General features: G+C 70.2%; 15 protein-coding genes. 9 read left to right on the top strand and 6 right to left on the bottom strand.

Features of this window, described 5'->3' with window-relative positions:
- Positions 1 to 8: 8 nt before the first annotated feature.
- The 4 genes from dut to acnA all read left to right on the top strand — a co-directional run bounded on the left by dut (position 9) and on the right by acnA (position 4,837).
- Positions 9 to 464: a dUTP diphosphatase gene (gene dut, locus AC1DMN_RS00570; protein ID WP_440731854.1), complete on the top strand. Its 456-nt coding sequence runs from the start codon at positions 9 to 11 to the stop codon at positions 462 to 464.
- Entirely contained in the window at positions 461 to 1,069 is a 609-nt protein-coding gene (locus AC1DMN_RS00575; protein WP_440731853.1) for a DUF3710 domain-containing protein, read from the top strand. The genes dut and AC1DMN_RS00575 overlap by 4 nt, the downstream gene beginning before the upstream one ends.
- Positions 1,066 to 1,842: a DUF3159 domain-containing protein gene (locus AC1DMN_RS00580; RefSeq protein ID WP_477229040.1), complete on the top strand. Its 777-nt coding sequence runs from the start codon at positions 1,066 to 1,068 to the stop codon at positions 1,840 to 1,842. Before AC1DMN_RS00575 ends, AC1DMN_RS00580 begins: the two co-directional genes overlap by 4 nt.
- A 175-nt stretch (positions 1,843 to 2,017) precedes the next feature.
- Positions 2,018 to 4,837 (top strand): aconitate hydratase AcnA, encoded by a 2,820-nt coding sequence (gene acnA / locus AC1DMN_RS00585; RefSeq protein ID WP_477229041.1) that lies wholly within the window; start codon positions 2,018 to 2,020, stop codon positions 4,835 to 4,837.
- A 59-nt stretch (positions 4,838 to 4,896) separates the two neighbouring features.
- On the opposite strand, the gene AC1DMN_RS00590 is transcribed toward acnA, so the two are convergent.
- Together AC1DMN_RS00590 and AC1DMN_RS00595 are read right to left on the bottom strand one after the other, a co-directional pair.
- Positions 4,897 to 6,192 carry a serine hydrolase domain-containing protein gene (locus tag AC1DMN_RS00590; RefSeq protein WP_477229042.1) on the bottom strand — a complete coding sequence of 432 codons (1,296 nt, stop codon included), beginning with the start codon at positions 6,190 to 6,192 and terminating at the stop codon, positions 4,897 to 4,899.
- 142 nt (positions 6,193 to 6,334) lie between these two features.
- Positions 6,335 to 7,504, bottom strand: a complete 1,170-nt coding sequence (locus AC1DMN_RS00595) for a citrate synthase (protein ID WP_477229043.1) — start codon at positions 7,502 to 7,504, stop codon at positions 6,335 to 6,337.
- A 102-nt stretch (positions 7,505 to 7,606) separates the two neighbouring features.
- Here AC1DMN_RS00595 and AC1DMN_RS00600 point away from each other — a divergent pair, with 102 nt between their 5' ends.
- Together AC1DMN_RS00600 and dxs are read left to right on the top strand one after the other, a co-directional pair.
- On the top strand, positions 7,607 to 8,914 hold the full coding sequence (locus tag AC1DMN_RS00600; RefSeq protein ID WP_477229044.1) for a citrate/2-methylcitrate synthase: 1,308 nt from the start codon (positions 7,607 to 7,609) through the stop codon (positions 8,912 to 8,914).
- A 61-nt stretch (positions 8,915 to 8,975) separates the two neighbouring features.
- Positions 8,976 to 10,958, top strand: a complete 1,983-nt coding sequence (gene dxs / locus AC1DMN_RS00605; protein WP_477229045.1) for a 1-deoxy-D-xylulose-5-phosphate synthase — start codon at positions 8,976 to 8,978, stop codon at positions 10,956 to 10,958.
- Here dxs and AC1DMN_RS00610 read toward each other — a convergent pair.
- The 4 genes from AC1DMN_RS00610 to AC1DMN_RS00625 all read right to left on the bottom strand — a co-directional run bounded on the left by AC1DMN_RS00610 (position 10,955) and on the right by AC1DMN_RS00625 (position 14,398).
- Positions 10,955 to 11,476: a hypothetical protein gene (locus tag AC1DMN_RS00610; RefSeq protein ID WP_441977797.1), complete on the bottom strand. Its 522-nt coding sequence runs from the start codon at positions 11,474 to 11,476 to the stop codon at positions 10,955 to 10,957. The genes dxs and AC1DMN_RS00610 overlap by 4 nt on opposite strands.
- A 41-nt stretch (positions 11,477 to 11,517) precedes the next feature.
- Entirely contained in the window at positions 11,518 to 12,210 is a 693-nt protein-coding gene (locus AC1DMN_RS00615) for a TetR/AcrR family transcriptional regulator (protein ID WP_477383856.1), read from the bottom strand.
- A 65-nt stretch (positions 12,211 to 12,275) separates the two neighbouring features.
- Positions 12,276 to 13,802 carry a glycerol-3-phosphate dehydrogenase/oxidase gene (locus AC1DMN_RS00620; protein WP_477229046.1) on the bottom strand — a complete coding sequence of 509 codons (1,527 nt, stop codon included), beginning with the start codon at positions 13,800 to 13,802 and terminating at the stop codon, positions 12,276 to 12,278.
- Positions 13,799 to 14,398 (bottom strand): TetR/AcrR family transcriptional regulator, encoded by a 600-nt coding sequence (locus AC1DMN_RS00625; protein ID WP_477229047.1) that lies wholly within the window; start codon positions 14,396 to 14,398, stop codon positions 13,799 to 13,801. The genes AC1DMN_RS00620 and AC1DMN_RS00625 overlap by 4 nt, the downstream gene beginning before the upstream one ends.
- A 20-nt stretch (positions 14,399 to 14,418) precedes the next feature.
- Between AC1DMN_RS00625 and AC1DMN_RS00630 the strand changes: the two genes are divergently transcribed.
- From AC1DMN_RS00630 to AC1DMN_RS00640, 3 genes are read left to right on the top strand one after another with little or no spacing between them, the layout of a single operon-like run.
- Positions 14,419 to 16,077 carry an FAD-binding oxidoreductase gene (locus AC1DMN_RS00630; protein ID WP_477229048.1) on the top strand — a complete coding sequence of 553 codons (1,659 nt, stop codon included), beginning with the start codon at positions 14,419 to 14,421 and terminating at the stop codon, positions 16,075 to 16,077.
- A gap of 3 nt (positions 16,078 to 16,080) precedes the next feature.
- Positions 16,081 to 16,983 (top strand): diacylglycerol/lipid kinase family protein, encoded by a 903-nt coding sequence (locus tag AC1DMN_RS00635; RefSeq protein ID WP_477229049.1) that lies wholly within the window; start codon positions 16,081 to 16,083, stop codon positions 16,981 to 16,983.
- Complete coding sequence (locus tag AC1DMN_RS00640) at positions 16,980 to 18,605, top strand: GMC oxidoreductase (protein ID WP_477229050.1); 1,626 nt, start codon at positions 16,980 to 16,982, stop codon at positions 18,603 to 18,605. The genes AC1DMN_RS00635 and AC1DMN_RS00640 overlap by 4 nt, the downstream gene beginning before the upstream one ends.
- Positions 18,606 to 18,648 lie beyond the last annotated feature (43 nt).

Below are 18,648 nucleotides of genomic sequence, written 5' to 3' on the forward strand. Positions count from 1 at the left end.
CTCTTTCCGTGACCGAATCCGTGGACGTTCCCATTATCGCGCCCCAGCTTCCCGTCTACGCCCACCCCGGCGACGCCGGAGCCGACCTCGTCTCGACCGAGGCGCTGCGGCTCGAGCCCGGGCAGCGCGCGCTGGTCGGCACCGGCGTGAGCATCGCGCTTCCCGAGGGTTTCGCCGCGTTCGTCGTCCCGCGCAGCGGTCTCGCGGCCAAGCACGGCATCACCGTCGTCAACGCCCCGGGCACCGTGGACGCCGGCTATCGCGGGGAGATCAAGGTGAGCCTGCTGAACACCGACAGCAATGCGGCGTACGATGTCGCGGTCGGTGATCGGATCGCCCAGCTGATCGTCATGCCCGTCACCCGAGCCCGGTTCATCCCGGTCGACGCACTGGACGAATCGGTGCGCGGAGCAGGCGGATTCGGATCCACCGGCTATCAGACCCAGAGCCAGGAGAACGCATGAGCGACGACACCACGTCCGGGATCGAGCCCGTGGAGGACGCCTCGGAGGCGCCCGTCCGCGACCGCGCGGTCGACGGCCCGTTCGACGAGAGCGAGGCCAACCCGGTCCGTCCCTACATCGACCTCGGCGCCATCAAGATCCTTCCGCGTGAGGGGCTGAACCTCCGCCTCGAAGTGGAGGAGCAGACGCAGCGCATCGTCGCCGTGGGCCTCGACTACGCCGACTCGACCCTGCAGGTGCAGCCGTTCGCGGCGCCCCGCTCGAGTGGGCTGTGGGACGAGACGCGCGCGCAGATCCAGGAGCAGATCTCGCAGCAGGGCGGCACCGTCACCGAGCGTGAAGGCGCCCTGGGTGCCGAACTGCTGGCGGAGATCCCCGCTGTCGCCGGCGACGCAGCTGTCACGCGTCTCGCCCGGTTCGTGGGCGTCGACGGTCCGCGCTGGTTCCTGCGGGGCGTGATCGGCGGAGCCGCGGCATCCGACGAGACTGCGGCCGCTGCCGTCGAGGACCTGTTCCGCTCGATCGTCGTGGTGCGCGGCGGAGCCCCCATGCCCCCGCGCGATCTCATCCCCCTGCGCATGCCCGCGGCCCCCGGCACGGCGTGAGCACGTCGCGGCCGGACGACGCGGAGCGCGGGTCCGGGGGTGCTCCCGAGGATCGGTACGCGCCGCCCCCGGCGCCCGACGCCGCGCAGAGCCTCGGGGCCGCGCTCGGCGGCGCCGCGCAGCGTCTCGGCATCGATCCGAACTCCGGTGCCAGCACGGGGCACGTCGTGTGGAGCGCGATGGGAGGTTGGCGCGGAGTGCTCGAGTCCGTGCTGCCCAGCGCTGCATTTCTCATCATCTACACGCTGCGACCGGATCCGCTCTGGCTCTCGCTGATCGTGTCGGTCGGGCTCGCCGCGATCTTCTCCGTGGTCCGCCTGCTGCAGCGTTCGCCCGCTGCTTCGGCGCTCGGCGGACTCGTCGCCGTCGCGGTCGCCGCGGGACTCGCGCTGTGGACGGGGCGCGGCCAGGACAACTTCGTGCCCGGCTTCTTCACCAACGCGCTCTACGGCACGGTGCTGCTCATCTCGGCCCTCGTCGGATGGGCGCTCATCGGCCTCGCCGCCGGATTCCTCATGGGCGACGTGCGCGGCTGGCGAACGGACAAGCGCAAGCGCCGCGCCTTCTTCTGGATCACGATCGCGTGGGCCGCCCTGTTCTTCGCGCGCCTGGCCGTGCAGCTGCCGCTGTACTTCTCCGGCAACGTGCAGGCGCTGGGCACGCTCAAGCTCGTGATGGGGCTCCCGCTGTTCGCGCCGATGGTCGCTGTGACGTGGTTGCTGGTGCGTGCGCTGTACCCGCCGAAGCACGACGCCGACACGCGTCAGGGGTGAGTCGGCGCCGCCCGCACCGTGCTAGATTTATCTTGACGTCAAGATAAATCAGCACCTTTCGCTCGCCCGTCCGCGAGAGCAGACTGGTAAGGCCCGCCTTGCTAGCCGCGCGGGGGAGCGGGCGAGCAAGATGGTGTCGACTGTCGCTTCCATCCGAACAGAAGGAGACGGATCCGTGTCCACGGTGAACAGCTTCGGTGCCAAGAGCACCCTGACGGTCGGCAGCACCGACTACGAGATCTTCCGGATCGACACGGTCCCCGGATACGAGAAGCTCCCGTTCAGCCTCAAGGTCCTCCTGGAGAACCTGCTTCGCACCGAGGATGGCGCGAATGTGACGAAGGCGCAGATCGAGGCTCTCGGATCCTGGGACCCGGCGGCCCAGCCTGACACCGAGATCCAGTTCACGCCGGCGCGCGTGGTCATGCAGGACTTCACCGGCGTGCCCTGCATCGTCGACCTCGCCACCATGCGCGAGGCCGTCACCGCCCTCGGCGGCGACCCGAACAAGATCAACCCGCTGTCCCCGGCCGAGATGGTCATCGACCACTCCGTGATCGCCGACCTGTTCGGCCGCCCGGACGCGATCGAGCGCAACGTCGAGATCGAGTACGAGCGCAACGGCGAGCGGTACCAGTTCCTGCGCTGGGGCCAGACCGCCTTCGACGACTTCAAGGTCGTCCCGCCGGGCACCGGAATCGTGCACCAGGTGAACATCGAGCACCTGGCGAAGGTCGTCTACGACCGCTCCGTCAACGGCGTGCTGCGCGCCTACCCCGACACCTGCGTCGGCACCGACTCGCACACCACCATGGTCAACGGCCTGGGCGTGCTGGGCTGGGGCGTCGGCGGCATCGAGGCCGAGGCCGCCATGCTCGGCCAGCCCGTGTCGATGCTGATCCCGCGCGTCGTCGGCTTCAAGCTGACCGGCGCGATCCCCGCCGGCGTCACCGCGACCGACGTCGTGCTGACGATCACCGACATGCTCCGCAAGCACGGCGTGGTCGGCAAGTTCGTCGAGTTCTACGGCGCCGGCGTCGCCTCGGTGCCGCTCGCCAACCGCGCCACGATCGGCAACATGTCGCCGGAGTTCGGCTCCACCGCTGCGATCTTCCCGATCGACGACGTCACCCTCGACTACCTGCGCCTGACCGGTCGCGACGAGCAGGCCGTGGCCCTCGTCGAGGCCTACGCCAAGCAGCAGTCGCTCTGGCACGACGCAGCCAAGGAGCCCAGCTTCAGCGAGTACCTCGAGCTCGACCTCTCTACGGTCGTGCCCTCGATCGCCGGACCGAAGCGCCCGCAGGACCGCATCCTCCTGTCCGAGTCGAAGGCGCAGTTCGAGAAGGACATCCTGAACTACGTCACGGGTCCGATCGACATCAACGACTCCGGATCCTTCCCGGCGTCGGACCCGGGATCCGTCCCGGGGGAAGAGGTCGAGACCAACGAGATCCCCACGCTGTCCTCGGGGTCCCCGAAGGCCGCGTCCAAGCCGGTCAAGGTCAAGACGCCGGACGGGCAGAAGTACATCCTCGACAACGGCGCCGTGACGCTGGCCGCGATCACTTCGTGCACCAACACCTCGAACCCGTCCGTCATGATCGCCGCCGGCCTTCTCGCCCGCAACGCCCTCGCCAAGGGCCTGAAGCAGAAGCCGTGGGTCAAGACCACGCTCGGCCCGGGCTCCAAGGTCGTCACCGACTACTACGAGAAGTCGGGTCTCGACAAGGACCTCGAGGGCCTCGGCTTCTACACGGTCGGCTACGGCTGTACGATCTGCATCGGTAACTCGGGCCCGCTGATCGACGAGGTCTCGGCCGCGATCAACGAGCACGACCTCGCCGTCACCGCGGTGCTCTCCGGCAACCGCAACTTCGAGGGCCGGATCAGTCCCGACGTGAAGATGAACTACCTCGCGAGCCCGCCGCTGGTCGTCGCCTACGCCCTGGCCGGGTCGATGAACTTCGACTTCGACACCCAGGCGCTGGGCACCGACGGCGAGGGCAACGACGTGTTCCTCAAGGACGTCTGGCCCGACCCCGCTGAGGTGCAGCAGATCATCGATTCGTCGATCTCGCGCGACCAGTTCATCAAGCAGTACGCCACGGTGTTCGACGGCGACGAGCGCTGGACGAGCCTGCCCACGCCGACCGGTCCGGTCTTCGAGTGGGACGCCGACTCGACCTACGTGCGCAAGGCGCCGTACTTCGACGGCATGCAGGCGACCCCGGCTCCGGTCACCGACATCTCAGGTGCTCGTGTGCTGGCGACTCTGGGAGACTCGGTCACCACCGACCACATCTCCCCGGCCGGCAACATCAAGGCGGGCACGCCCGCCGCCCAGTACCTCACCGAGCACGGCGTGGCGCAGAAGGACTTCAACTCCTACGGCTCGCGTCGTGGCAACCACGAGGTGATGATCCGCGGCACGTTCGCGAACATCCGCCTGAAGAACGCGCTGGTCAAGGCCGTCAACGGCGGCGAGCAGATCGAGGGCGGATACACCCGCGACTTCACCCAGCCCGGCGGCCCGCAGGCGTACATCTTCGACGCCTCCACGAACTACCAGGCCCAGGGCACCCCGCTGGTGATCTTCGGCGGCAAGGAGTACGGATCCGGATCCTCCCGTGACTGGGCGGCGAAGGGCACCAACCTCCTCGGAGTGAAGGCGGTCATCACCGAGAGCTTCGAGCGCATCCACCGCTCGAACCTCATCGGCATGGGCGTCGTGCCGCTGCAGTTCCCCGCGGGCGAGTCCTGGGAGTCGCTGGGCCTCGATGGCACCGAGATCGTCTCGATCGCGGGCCTCGAGGAGCTCAACGAGGGCACCACGCCCAAGACGGTCCGCGTGACCGCGGCGCCGAGCGAGTTCTCTCCCGAGGGCAAGCCGACGGTCGAGTTCGACGCGGTGGTTCGCATCGACACCCCCGGTGAGGCCGACTACTACCGCAACGGCGGCATCCTGCAGTACGTGCTGCGCTCGCTGGTCTGATCCACGCGCACCACAACGGGGCCGGTTCCTTCGGGAGCCGGCCCCGTTCGTGTATCTCGTCAGCTCTTCTTCGCCGGAAGCGTCGGCGGCGGGTCGTCCGGGGCGAGTTCTGTGGCGATCTGCCGGAACAGCCGGTCGCTCGAGTTGTCGTAGATGCCGTTCGCGTCAAAGGCACCCGGCAGGAACGTCGTCGCCACCGCGATCGCGATCTTCTTCGAGGGCAGATACGCCTCTGTGGCGCTGTAGCCGCTCAGCAGAGGATTCTGCAGTTGCCAGGATCCGGATCGCACCACCCCGAGCCCGTAGTTGTAACCGGTGACCTGGGTGAAGCACGACCCGGCGCAGACCGGGAGCGGTGTGCCGAAACCGATCAACGTCGAATCGGTCATCTCGTGGAAGCTCTTCGGTGAGAGCAGCTTGCCGGTGCCGACGGCGACCGCGGTCGTCGCCATGTCGGTGATCGTGGTCGTCTCGGCCGCTCCGATCGGCGTGCCCCAGGCAGGGTTCCAGAACGTCGACTCCTCCGTGAACGGCATCGACGGAGGGATGCCGAGGGCCACGCGGCGTTCGGAGCTGTACGCATGCAGCACCGGCTCCGGCACGGTCGCCGTGCTGTACGCCGCCGTCTGCGTCAGACCCATCGGGCCGAGGACCTTCTTCTCCAGCAGCTGGTCGAGGGGAGCTCCTCCGATCATGGAGAGGATGTGGCCGAGGATCATGAAGTTGGTGTGCGCGTAGCTCCAGTTTGTGCCGGGCTCGAATTGCAGAGGGCGATTGAACGCGTCCTTCAATCGCTCGTCGAACGTGAACTCGTGGAACGGGTCGGCGTTGTAGGCCGCGGTCCACTCCGGATCCGTCTCGAAGTCGGGATATCCGGTGGTCTGGTTCGTCAGCATCCTGAGCGTGACCTTGTTCGCCTCGGGCAGGCTGGGCATCCACTTGTCGACCGTGTCGTCGAGGGTGATCTTCCCCTCGTCGACGTACTCCAGCAACAACGTGGAGACGTACTCGAACGCCACCGCACCGTTGCGGAAATGCATGTCGGTGGTGGCGGGGACGCCGGTCATCGAGTCGCCGTACGCCTGCATCGAGACGACCTTGCCATCGATCGTGACCCGCACGATCACCGCCTTGAGACTGTCGGCCTTCATGGCCTCTCGGATGATCGAGTCGACCCGTGCGTTCTGGACGTCCGGACGTGCGGACGACGCGATCGCGGCGGGAGCGGCCCCGCCCGCCGGCCGCCACACGATCCAGGCGATGACCACGAGCAGTGCGATGGCAGCAGCGCCTGCAATGACGACGATCGTCCTTCGCCGCGCGGTGCCGCGGGATGCCGGTGTCTGCGCGTTCACGTTCGTCTCCTCGGATCCACGATCGCGGAATGTCCAAGCGCACCGGCGGGCCGTTCGGGTCCGGTCCTTCGGGCGCACGGGGACGATCGCTCGCGTCCCCGTGCCCGCCTGCCGCCGAGCATAGACCCGGGGTCGGTGGCGATCAACGAGAGTGTGACGACGCTCCGATGTAGCGGGACGAGGGGCGGAGGATCTTGCCGTCCTGCACCTGCTCGCAGGCGTGCGCGCCCCAGCCGATCAGGCGTGCCGATGCGAACGTCGGAGTGAACAGCTCGCGCGGAATCCCGCACGCCTCCATGACGACTGCGGCGTAGAGTTCGACGTTCGTGCGCAGGGCGCGGCCTGGCTTGAGCTCGTCCAGCACCCGCAGCACGGTCTGCTCCACCGTCACGGCGAGGTCGACGCGGTCCGACGCGAGTCCGTCGGCGCGGAGCCGCTGGGCGACGCCGCGCAGGAGACGCGAGCGGGGATCCTCTGTGCGATAGACCGCGTGCCCGAAGCCCATGATCCGTCCGCCGTTCCGGATGCGCTCGCGCACCCAGGCATCCGCACGTTCGGGGGTGCCGATCTCGTCCAGCATGTCGAGAGTGCGCGCCGGGGCGCCGCCGTGCAGCGGCCCGGAGAGCGCGCCGAGTGCACCGCCGACGCACGAGGCGAGGTCGGCGCCGGTGGACGCGATGACCCGCGCCGTGAACGTCGACGCGTTGAACCCGTGGTCGATCGCCGCGGTCAGGTACGTGCCCAGCGCAGCGGCGAGACGGAGGTCGGGAGTGACGCCCGAGAGCATACGCAGATAGTCCGTGACGGGGTCGAGATCGCCGTCCGGCTCGATCGGATCCTGACCTCTGCTCCACCGGTGCAGCGCGGCGACCAGGGCCGGCGCGACCGCGGCGAGCCGGATCGTGTCCTCGGTGCGCTCGGATTCCGTCTCGTCATAGAGCGGGCGTCGGCCGTCGGCGGCCGAGATCAGGGCGAGTCCGGTGCGCAGCTGTGCCATCGGGTCCAGGCCGGAAGCGGCGATCGCCGACAGCGGTCCGTGCAGGTGCTCGGGGATCGACCGTGCAGCCGCCGTTCGGGTGCGGAAGGCGGTGGAGTCTGCGGCGTTCTGCGGCAGTGCGCCGAGCGCCACCAGCCTCCAGGCGTCCTCGAATCGGGCATCGGCGGCCAGCTCCACACCCGAGACGCCCCGGTACTGGAAGAAGCCCTCCTCGCCGCGGACGTCTCCGATCGTGGTCTCGGCGACGACGACGTTGGTGAGTCCTCGTGGAACGTCGATGAGATGCGTGTCGTTGCGATCGATGGTGATGGCCATGTCGGCTCCTCTCTGGCGAGTCGCGGATGGCGGCTCTTCGCTCACGATGGCTAATGGATCCGGATATGGTCAATGTTGATCGGATCAATGAAGGAGCTCGCGATGGACGCACTCACGGCGGCGCAGACCGCGGCGCGCCTCGGTGTGCGGACGGAGACGCTCTACGCGTATGTCTCTCGCGGCCTGATCGCGCGCGAGCGCGGGGCGCACGGCTCGTTGTTCGACCCGCTCGAGGTCGAGAGGTTCGCCCGTGCGCGACGCCGGGCGACATCGCCCTCGCACGGCGCGGCGCGCCCGGCCGGGGCCGACGGGAGCCCGCTGGCGGTCATCGACACGGACATCGCGCTGATCGAGGACGGCGAACTCTGGATCCGCGGGGTCCCGATCGACCAGCTGGTCGCAGGGGAGGGCGAGCCGCCGAGGTTCGACGCCGTTGTGCGCTGGCTCTTCGCGCGCACGGATCGACCGCAGCTCGATGCCTTGCCGCTGGACGGGCCCGGGGGCGGCGCGGCGGGCCGGGTACTCGCAGCGCTGCCGCCCGGGGCCGGGGCGTTCAGCCGTCTGCTCGCGGCGGTCGCGGCCCTCGCGGCGGACGACCCCGAGCGCTACGACCTCCGCGCTGAGACCGTCGCCAGAGTCGCGACCCGACTCGTCGCTGGGCTGGTGGACGCGCTCCCGTTGCTCGGCGCCGAGAACGACGGGACCGGTGGCGCACCGGCTGGTGCATCTGCCACGTCCGTTGCGGCGCGGCTCTGGCCCCGGCTCACCGCGCTGCCGGCGACGCCGGCCCGCGTGCGGGTGCTGGACGCCGCACTCGTGCTCCTCGTCGACCACGACATGGCGGTATCGACCCTCGCCGCGCGGGCCGCAGCGTCGGCGCGAGCCCATCCCTACGCCGTCGTGGCGGCCGGGTTCGGTGCGCTCGACTCGGCCCTGCACGGCGCCGTGAGCGCCGCCGTGCACGCCCTCCTGCGGCAGGTGCAGGACGGCGCGGATCCTGCGGCCGCGGTGGCGACCGCGACACGCCTGGGCGGAGCGGGGATCCCCGGATTCGGTCAGCTGCTCTACCCGGACGGCGACCCGCGGGCGAGGCTGCTGCTGCGCCTGTTGCGGGAGACGGCGGATCCGCAGGCCGAAGCGGCGTTGCACGTGGCCGATCAAGTCACCACCGTCGTGCATTCCCGGACCGGTCTTCATCCCACGGTCGATCTCGCGCTGGCCGTGATGGCGCTGGCCTGGGAGATGCCCGCGGACGCCGGGGAGACCGTTTTCGCTGTTGCTCGCTCCGCCGGCTGGTGCGGGCATGCGCTGGACGAGTACAGGCGCGCGCCGTTGCGGTTGCGTCCGATCGGGCGCTACGTCGGCCCGGATGCGGCGGATGTCCAGCGGTCCGGCAGCATTGCTCGGTAGGCTGGCTCGGTGCTGCGGGTTCTGACTCGTCGCGCACGATTGGCTTCAGGAGGCAGACACGGTGGCGATCCTTTCCGGCATCTCCGGTCCCCGCGACCTCGATCGGCTCACCCCCGAACAGCTCGTCGAGCTGGCCGCGGAGGTCCGCTCATTCCTGATCGAGAACGTAGCCCGCACCGGGGGACACCTGGGGCCGAACCTCGGAGTCGTGGAGCTGACGATCGCCCTGCACCGGGTGTTCTCCTCCCCGGATGACCCGATCATCTTCGACACCGGGCATCAGTCGTACGTGCACAAACTGCTCACCGGGCGTCAGGACTTCTCCGCTCTGCGGTCGCGCGGGGGACTGGCCGGCTACCCGCAGCGCTCGGAGAGCGCCCACGACGTGGTCGAGTCCTCGCATGCCTCGAGCTCGCTGAGCTGGGCCGACGGGATCTCGCGCGCCTTCACCGCGACAGGTCGCGGGGACCGTCACGTCGTCGCGGTCGTCGGCGACGGCGCGCTCACCGGCGGCATGACGTGGGAGGCGCTCAACAACATCTCCGATGACAACGAGCGCAACCTGGTGATCGTCGTGAACGACAACGGGCGCTCCTACGCGCCGACGATCGGCGGTATGGCCCGATACATGAACCGGGTGCGCACGGCGGGGGTGTACCGCGACCTGCACCGCAAGTCGGATCGGTTCTTCCGCGCGTTCGGCCCGGTCGGGCGCGCGTTCTACCGCGGAGTGCGCGGTGGGACGCACGGCTTCCTCTCGCGCTTCTCGAACAACGAGGAGCTGTATTCCAATCTCGACATCAAGTACCTGGGCCCGATCGACGGACACGACATCCCGTCCCTCCTCGAGACGCTGCAGCTCGCGAAGGACTATGGCGCGCCGGTCATCGTGCACGTCATCACCGAGAAGGGCCGGGGCTATCAGCCCGCGCTCGATGACGAGGCGGATCAGTTCCACGCGGTCAACAAGATCGATCCGAAGACCGGGGCCCCCCTCTCGGCGAGCGGCACCGGCTGGACCGACGTGTTCGCCGACGCGCTGGTCGACGTCGGTTCGCGCACCCCGAAGGTCATCGCGATGACGGCGGCGATGCTGCGGCCCACGGGTCTCGCGCCGTTCGCGGAGCGGTTCCCCGACCGCGTCTACGATGTCGGCATCGCAGAGCAGCACGCGGTGACCGCGGCCGCGGGGCTCGCCTACGGCGGTCTGCATCCGGTGGTTGCGCTCTACGCCACGTTCATGGGCCGCGCGTTCGACCAGGTGCTGATGGACGTCGGACTGCACCGCGCCGGGGTGACGTTCGTGCTGGACCGGGCGGGCGTCACCGGGCCCGATGGCCCGAGCCACCACGGTCTGTGGGACCTGTCCATGCTGCAGATCGTGCCGGGGATCCGCATCGCGGCGCCCCGTGACGCCGAGCGCCTGCGCGAGGAGCTCGAGGAGGCGGTGGCCGTCGACGACGCGCCGACCGTGATCCGCTTCCCGAAGGGTGCGGTGACCCCCGAGATCCCGGCGCTCGAGCGCCTGCACGATGGCGTGGACGTGTTGTCCCGTGATGAGGACGAGGACGTGCTGCTCATCGGGATCGGCCCGTTCGCGACGCTGACGCTCGACGTGGCGGAACGGCTCAAGGCCCAGGGGATCGGCGCGACCGTGATCGACCCTCGTTGGGCGATCCCGGTGCAGCCCTCAGTGGTCGAGCTCGCCGCCCGGCACCGCCTCGTCATCACCCTCGAGGACGGCATCCGTGTGGGCGGTGTCGGCACGCGCGTGCGGCAGGTGCTCCGCGAGGCTGGCATCGACACCGCCGTCGACGAGCTGGGTCTGCCCGACGAGTACCTCGACCACGCCAGCCGCGACCAGATCCTCGAGGACGCCGGTCTCACCGCCGGCAAGATCGCACAGGACGTGGTCGCGCAGGTGCTCGGCACCCGCGTGCCGATCGCGCGCCCCACGGGCGAGGTGCCGCTGCACACGGGCACGGTCGAGATCGTGGCGGGGCGCACTGTCGACGCGGACGCCGAGGAGCGCCGGCGACGCTAGGACGGATCCGAGCGCGCCGCGGTGGCTCGGGCGTCATCGCGCAGCGCCTTGTGCGACGTGAGCCACCAGCCGGTGGCGGTGGCGACAGCGGTGGTGGCCGTGGTCGCCACCAGGAGGGGCGGGTACCACCAGCCGCTCAGGGCTCCGATCCCGAGGGCGACGCCGGCGCCCACGACCGCGCCCAGTGCGAGTTGGGCGCACAGATGGATCGCACGTTGCCGAACACGCGCGAGACCGCGTCCGACCAGACCGGCGAGCGGTGTGACGACGAGCGCCACGAGCCCGGAGAGCATGCCGCAGACGACGAGCGCAATCAGCAGGACGGGGAGCCCCGCGAAGAGGTCGACGATGCGGGAGGACAAGATCGCGCCCGCGTCGTCCCCTGACCAGATACCGGCCCACCCCGCCGCGAACGTCGACGCCAACTCCGGGACGACGATGACCAGGGCCACCAGTGCGAGGAAGACGAGCCAGGTCCAGACTCCGCCGCGCGCCAATTCCTCCCTGGTGAACGCCATAGGCCGTTGCGGTGTGCGGGGCGAAACAGCCCGCTCGGCGTTCATGGCCGCACGTCCGCGATCTGGTCGAGGAGGTCGCGGGTCACACCGCGGACACCGGGGACGCGCAGGAACGGAAGTGCGACGGCGAACAGTCTGAGTCCGGTATCGAGGAGGCGGGTGGTCTTCGCCTGGTCGGGAGACTCGTCATAGGTCCACCGGAGGATGAGCGCGAGATACATCGGGAAGATCGCCTCGGGCAGACGCTCGGCGATATCGTCCGGCACACGATGCGACGCGCCTTGGACGACTTCGCGGAGCAGGCCGATCGTCATCTCGCGCGCGGGAGAGGACTCCACGGACAGGGGGTTGATCGGGGAGTCGGGGGAGACCATCGCGCTGAGGAAGCCCGGTGCGACGGCGCGGTAGGCGCCGACGGTCTCCAGGCCGGTCTCGAGGATGATGCGCAGACGATCGACGAGGCCGGTCACACCCTCGAGCCGTGGACGCGCTACTGCTCCGTGATCCCGCTGCTGCTGGTCGTAGAGCTCCTGGACCAGGTGCTCCTTGGAAGGGAAGTAGTAGTAGGCGTTCCCGACCGAGACGCCTGCCTCCTTGGCGATCAGTCGGATGGTGGTGTCGGGGTAGCCGCGCTCGACGAATGAGGCCATTGCGGCCGCGCGGATCCGCGCTCTTGTTGCTTCGGCCTTCGGGGTGAGCGGCTTCGACGTGGCGTCCGACTCTGAACTGAACATGTTCAAAGAATAGCGTGAAGCAAGGCACGCGTCCATCGCCAGGTCGCGCAAGCTGTGGGATGGACTCAGGCGGGGTCGGCGAGCGTTTCGGCCACGAGGCGCGACACCTGGCCGTGGGCGAGGGAGCGGTCATCGTCCACGAGGCCGATGACCGTTCGCCTGTCCAGCACGTCGTCGGTGGTCAGCGCGCCTTCGGCCCGCACCGCGAACTCGATCTCAGCGCGTGTCACGTCGATGCCCGGGGCGATGCGCTCCCGCGGGGCCGTGCAGCGCGCGCAGGCCAGCACCAGGCCGGCCTCCGCTCCGTAACGCCAGTGCAGATCGTCCGAGGGTCGCGAAGGAGCCGCAATCGCGCCGACGAGAGGCAGCGTGGCGGTGCGGCACGGCCCCGCGGGGAGACCTGCGATCGCGACTGCTCGATCGACCGCATCCTCTGCCATGCGGCGATAGGTGGTGAGCTTTCCTCCGAGGACGTTCACGAAACCGCCCTCGGAGACGGCTACGAGATGGCGTCGAGAGATGTCCGCAGTGGAGGATCCGCCGGTGTCGATGAGCGGCCGCAGCCCCGCGTATGCACCGCGGACCTGGTCGCGCCGGATCGGCGTGGCGAGGGCGCGGTTGAGAACCTCGAGCAGGAACGCGATCTCCGGCTCCGTGGGGACGGCGACCGAGGGCACCGGCCCCGGCGCGTCTTCATCGGTGAGACCGACCACGACGCGGCCGAGCTGCTGCGGCAGAGCGAACACGAAGCGGCTGATGGATCCGGGATGCGGCACGGTGAGGGCCGCCGCCGGGTTCCCGAGCGCCGCGGCGTCGAGCACGAGATGCGTGCCCCGGCTCGGCCGCATGCGGATGGCGTCATCGAGATCTCCGGCCCAGACGCCCGTGGCGTTCACCACGGCACGGGCGCGGATCTCGAACCTCTCGCCGTTGAGGGCGTCCTCGACGTGGGCGCCGTCCTGCCGGAGCGCGAGTGCCCGCACCCGCGTGAGGATCCGGGCGCCGAGGGATGCGGCTGTCCGCGCGACGGCGACGACGAGCCGGGCGTCATCGACGAGCTGACCGTCGGCGGCGAGCACGGCGCCCCGCAGCCGCTCCGCCTGCAGGGTCGGAACCAACCGAGCCGCGGTGCGCGCCGTGATGAGGTGAGGTGCGGGCAGGACGGCGTGCGGAGTGCCCGCCCGCAGCCGCAGCAGATCCCCGAGTGCGAACCCCACGGCGCCTGTCAGCCGCTGCTTCGGGGTGGCAGCGGGGGAGAACGGCAGCAGCTGAGCCATCGGGCGGATGAGATGAGGGGCGATCCGCGTCATCAGCAGGTGGCGCTCGACCGCGCTCTCCCGCGCCGTGGCGACGTCACCGGTCGCGAGGTAGCGCAGCCCCCCGTGCACGAGCTTCGAACTGAACCGGCTGGTGCCGAAGGCGAGGTCCTCGGCCTCGATGAGCACGACCGACAGTCCGCGGCTCGCCGCGTCCAGGGCCACTCCGGCGCCGGTGATCCCGCCCCCGACGACGAGCAGGTCGACACGGTCCTCGGCAGTGCGGAGCAGTTCCTCGCTCCGGCGCCGCGCGTTCAGTTGCGAAGAGCCGCTCATGGCCGCAGCAGCCCGTCGATGGCGGTGCGCAGCTCGCGTTCGAAGGAGAGCTCGTCGATGAGTTCGCTCACCGTGCCGTGGGAGAGCAGTGCGGACTGCGCGATCAGCAGCAGCATCACCGCCATCGCCTGCGGATCATCGCGGCGGACGGATCCATCATCCTGGGCCGCAGAGATGGAGACCGCGATCCAGGCCAGGATCGCACGCTGGCTGGATCCGACCCGCTCCAGGGTGTAGCGCGTGAACGCCTCGGGCTCATCCGTCAGCAGGTGCCGGTAGACCGAGTCCCCGCGGAACAGCGTGGAGAACCGGAGCACGTCCTCGATGATCTCGGCGCGGGTCGTCGCCGGCTCGGGGAACTGGTCGAGGATGCTCGCCACGCGGCGCAACAGGGCGGCGCGGACCACGTCGTCGGCATCCGACCAGTGGCGATAGATCGTCGGGCGACTCACTCGCGCGCGGCGGGCGAGCTCGGCGATCGTCACGCCGTGTACGCCTCGCGACGCGATGAGCGCCTCGGCGGACTCGAGGATCCGGGTCTGCGTCGGGTCCCAGCTCGGCAGGGGGGCATCGAACGCGGGTTGACGTTTTGTCATGATCTGTCACACTGTAACGCATGACGAACCCGAGCGGCAGAGACGCCGACGATCCGATCGAGGCGGCCACTCCCATGCGCTGGAACGGGTGGGGCGATCCCCGGAAGGCCGAGGATCTGCCGTTCGCGGTGCGGTCGCTGCTTCCGCTCCTGCTCGGGCGCATCCGGCGGCCCCAGCCGGCGATCGCCCTCGCCGACGTGCGGCCGAGCGCGTCCGGGTTCATCCCCGACGATGTCGAGGCGTTCTCCGAGGCGATCGGTGTTGACAACGTCCGGACGGATGCGGAGTCGCGCATCCGCCATGCCGGCGGCCGTTCCACGCCCGACCTGCTGCGCCGCCGTGAGGAGGACCAGGCCGCGCCCGACGCGGTGCTGCGCCCGCACGACCACGACCAGGTCGTTGCGTGTCTGCGCCTGGCCGCGGAGCGCGACATCGCCGTGATCCCTTTCGGCGGCGGGACGAGCGTCGTCGGCGCCCTCGACCCCGAGCGCGGTGCGCACAGGTGCGTCGTGAGCCTGGATCTCGGCCGGATGACCGGCCTGCTGCGCTACGACGCCGTGAGCGCGGAGGCGGTGCTCGCCGCCGGAACGACCGGGCCGGAGGCGGAACGGTTCCTCGCGGGGCACGGCATGGAGCTGGGGCACTACCCGCAGAGCTTCCGCTACGCGACGATCGGCGGATTCGCCGCCGCGCGCTCATCGGGGCAGAACTCGGCCGGATACGGGCGGTTCGACACGATGGTCACCGGTATCAGGGTCGCGACCCCGACGGGCGACATCGCGCTGGGACGGTCGCCGGGGAGCGCCGCGGGACCGGATCTCATCCGCCTCTTCCTTGGATCCGAGGGCATCTACGGCGTCATCACCGAAGTCACGGTACGCGTGCACCCGATGCCGGCCGAACGCGTGATGGAGTCGTGGACGTTCCCCGACTTCGCGACCGGAGCCGCAGCGCTGCGGGCCGTGGCGCAGCACGGCGATGGACCCACCGTGATGCGCTTGTCCGACGAGGCCGAGACCAGCGTGAGCCTCGCCCAGGTGGGGAAGATCGGCAAGGCCCTCGCCAAAGGCGCGAGCGCGGTCACCGTGTTCGAGGGCGTCGACGTAGCGGCGCGTCGCGCGCGCACGGCCGCACTGCTGCAGGCAGCCGGCGGCACCTCGCAGGGCGAGGGCGCCTCGGAGGACTGGCTGCGCACCCGCTTCGACGGGCCGTACCTGCGCGATGCGCTGCTGGATGCGGGCGTGTTCTGCGAGACGCTGGAGACCGCGACGACGTGGTCCCGGCTCGCGGGCTTGCGCGATGCGGTCACGGCGGCGCTCAAGACCGGGTTCGCCGAGGCGGGGCGCAGGTCGTTCGTGATGTGCCACGTCTCGCACGTGTACCCGACCGGGGCATCGCTGTATTTCACCGTGCTGGCCCCGCGCGGCGTCGATGCGCTGGAGGCATGGGGCGACATCAAGCATCGTGCCGGTGACGCGATCATGGCGGCCGGCGGCACGATCAGCCACCACCACGCGGTGGGGCGCGATCACGCGCCGTGGCTCGCGGACGAGATCGGAGAGACGGGAATCCGGATCCTCGCGGCCGTCAAACGCGAACTGGACCCGCGCGGGATCATGAACCCGGGGGCGGTGCTCGGCGCGGCGACGCCGATTCCCGCCCCGTCCGCGGGAGCCTGAGACGTGCCGAGGATCGCGCTGATCGCCAACCCGCGCTCCGGCAAGGGGCGGGGCGCTTCCGCCACGGACAAGGCCGTGGCCGCGCTGCGAGAGGCCGGTGCCCAGGTCGAGGTGCACATCGGGTCCTCGGCGGCGGACACGCGACGCCTGGTCGGGATCGCCCTCGCCGAACCGCCGGACGCGCTCGTCGTGGTCGGCGGTGACGGCACCGTGTCGGAGATCCTGCCCGAGATCGCGGGCACCGAGGTATCGATGGTGCTCGTCCCGGCCGGTACCGGCAATGACCTCGCCCGAGCCCTGGACGTGCCTCGGCGCGACCCGGCGGGCGCCGCGCTGCTCGCGCTGCATGGTGTTCCGCGCCGGATCGACGTCGGGGAGGTCACGGCAGACGGGCGGACCACGCCGTTCCTCACGGTGGCGGCGCTCGGCTTCGACGCCAAGGTCAGCGACCGCACCAATCTGCTGCGGTGGCCCCGGGGAGCTGCGCGTTACTACCTGGCGATCGTGATCGAGGTCGTGCGGCTGAGGCCCACCCGGTTCCGGCTGGCCTGCGACGGCGAGCCCCTGCGCGACGCCCCCGGCACCCTCGTCGCTGTGGGCAACACCGTCAGCTACGGCGGCGGCATGCCGATCTGCCCCGATGCGCGCCCCGACGACGGCCTGCTGGACGTCGTGCACGTTGCGCCGCTGCGTCGCGCCCGGCTGCTCACACTGTTCCCCCTGCTGTTGCGCGGACGGCATCTGATGCGGTCGGAAGTGACGCATCGCCGGGTGCGCCAGATCACCGTCTCGGCGCCGGATCTCGTGGTCTACGCAGATGGAGAGCGGATCGCGGAGCGGGAGTGCACCATCCGGGTGCGTCCGGCGTCGCTGACCGTGATGGTCCCGAAGGGAGAAGCGGCATGAGCGACTTCGACGAGGACGTCGTCGTGATCGGGTCCGGCTTCGGCGGCTCTGTCGCCGCGCTTCGGCTGGTGGAGAAGGGATACCGGGTCCGCGTGTACGAGGCGGGACGTCGCTTCGAGGACGAGGACTTCGCGAAGACGAACTGGAACGTCCGCCGCTACCTGTGGGCTCCCGGGTTCGGCTGCTTCGGCGTGCAGCGCATCCACCGGCTTCCGCACGTCATGATCCTCGCGGGCGCGGGCGTCGGCGGCGGATCCCTGAACTACGCGAACACGCTGTATCAGCCCGGCGCCGCATTCTTCGAGGATCCGCAGTGGGCCGGAATCGCCGCATGGCAGGAGGAACTCGCGCCGCACTACGCCACCGCCAAGCGCATGCTGGGCGTCGTGGAGCACTATCCGCATACCGGGCCGGTGGAGCGGATCATGGCCGGAGCGGCCGAGGACCTCGGCGTCGCGAAGACCTTCCGCCGGGCTCCGGTCGGCGTGTACTTCGGCGCACCCGGCGTGACCGTGCCGGATCCGTTCTTCGACGGCGAGGGACCCGCGCGCACGGGCTGCACGCTGTGCGGCAATTGCATGGTGGGCTGCCGGGTCGGGGCGAAGAACACCCTCATGAAGAACTACCTCGCCCTCGCGGAGCGGCGCGGCGCGGCGATCGAGGCCCTGCGCACGGTCGTCGAGGTCCGCGAGCTCCCGCGCGGCGGGTTCTCCGTCACAACCCGCCGCAGTGGCGCCTGGATCGCGGGTCGACAGCGCACCGTCACCGCGGAGCGGGTCGTGGTCGCGGCGGGCACCTGGGGTACGCAGCAGTTGCTGCACCGGATGAAGGCCTCCGGCGCACTGCCGCGCATCCCCGATGCGCTGGGCCGGCTCACCCGCACCAACTCGGAGGCGCTGGACGGCGCGGTGTCGACCGCGGTGCCGGAGGAGGCCGGCTTCGCCCGCGGCGTGGCCATCACCACGTCATTCCACGTCGACGACCGCACCCATGTGGAGAACGTGCGGTACGGGCCCGGATCCAACCTCATGGGGGCGCTGGCGACCGTGCTCGTGCCTGGCGATGTGCCGTTGCACCGCCGTGTGGGCGCGCTCCTCGGAGCCCTGGTGCGTCATCCGATCCGTCAGTTCCGGCTCGGCACGCTGCGGCGCTGGAGCGAGCGGGGCATCATCGCGCTCGTGATGCAGACCGCAGACAACTCGCTCACGCTCTCTCTGCGGCGTCGATTCGGGCGCGACGCGCTGACCAGCGCGCAGGGGCACGGCGCGCCGAACCCGAGTCACCTGCCCGAGGCGCATCGGGCGGCACGGGCGATCGCCGCCCGCATGGCGAAGGAGACGGGTGTGCCGGCGTCCGCACGCGGATCCTGGCCCGAGGTCTTCGGGATCCCGCTCACCGCCCATTTCCTCGGCGGGGCGGTGCTCTCGGATGCGCCTGAGCGCGGCGTCGTCGATCCGTACCACCGCGTGTGGGGGCATCCCGGGCTGTCCGTCGTGGACGGATCCGCCGTCCCGGCGAACCCCGGCGTCAACCCGTCTCTCACGATCACGGCCCTCGCCGAACGCGCGATGTCGTACTGGCCGCGTCAGGGCGAGCCGGATCCGAGACCGGAACAGGCCTGAACAAGCGACGAAGGCCGCCTCCCTCGGGAGACGGCCTTCGTCG

The organism is Microbacterium sp. 01T413_2, assembly GCF_056398985.1.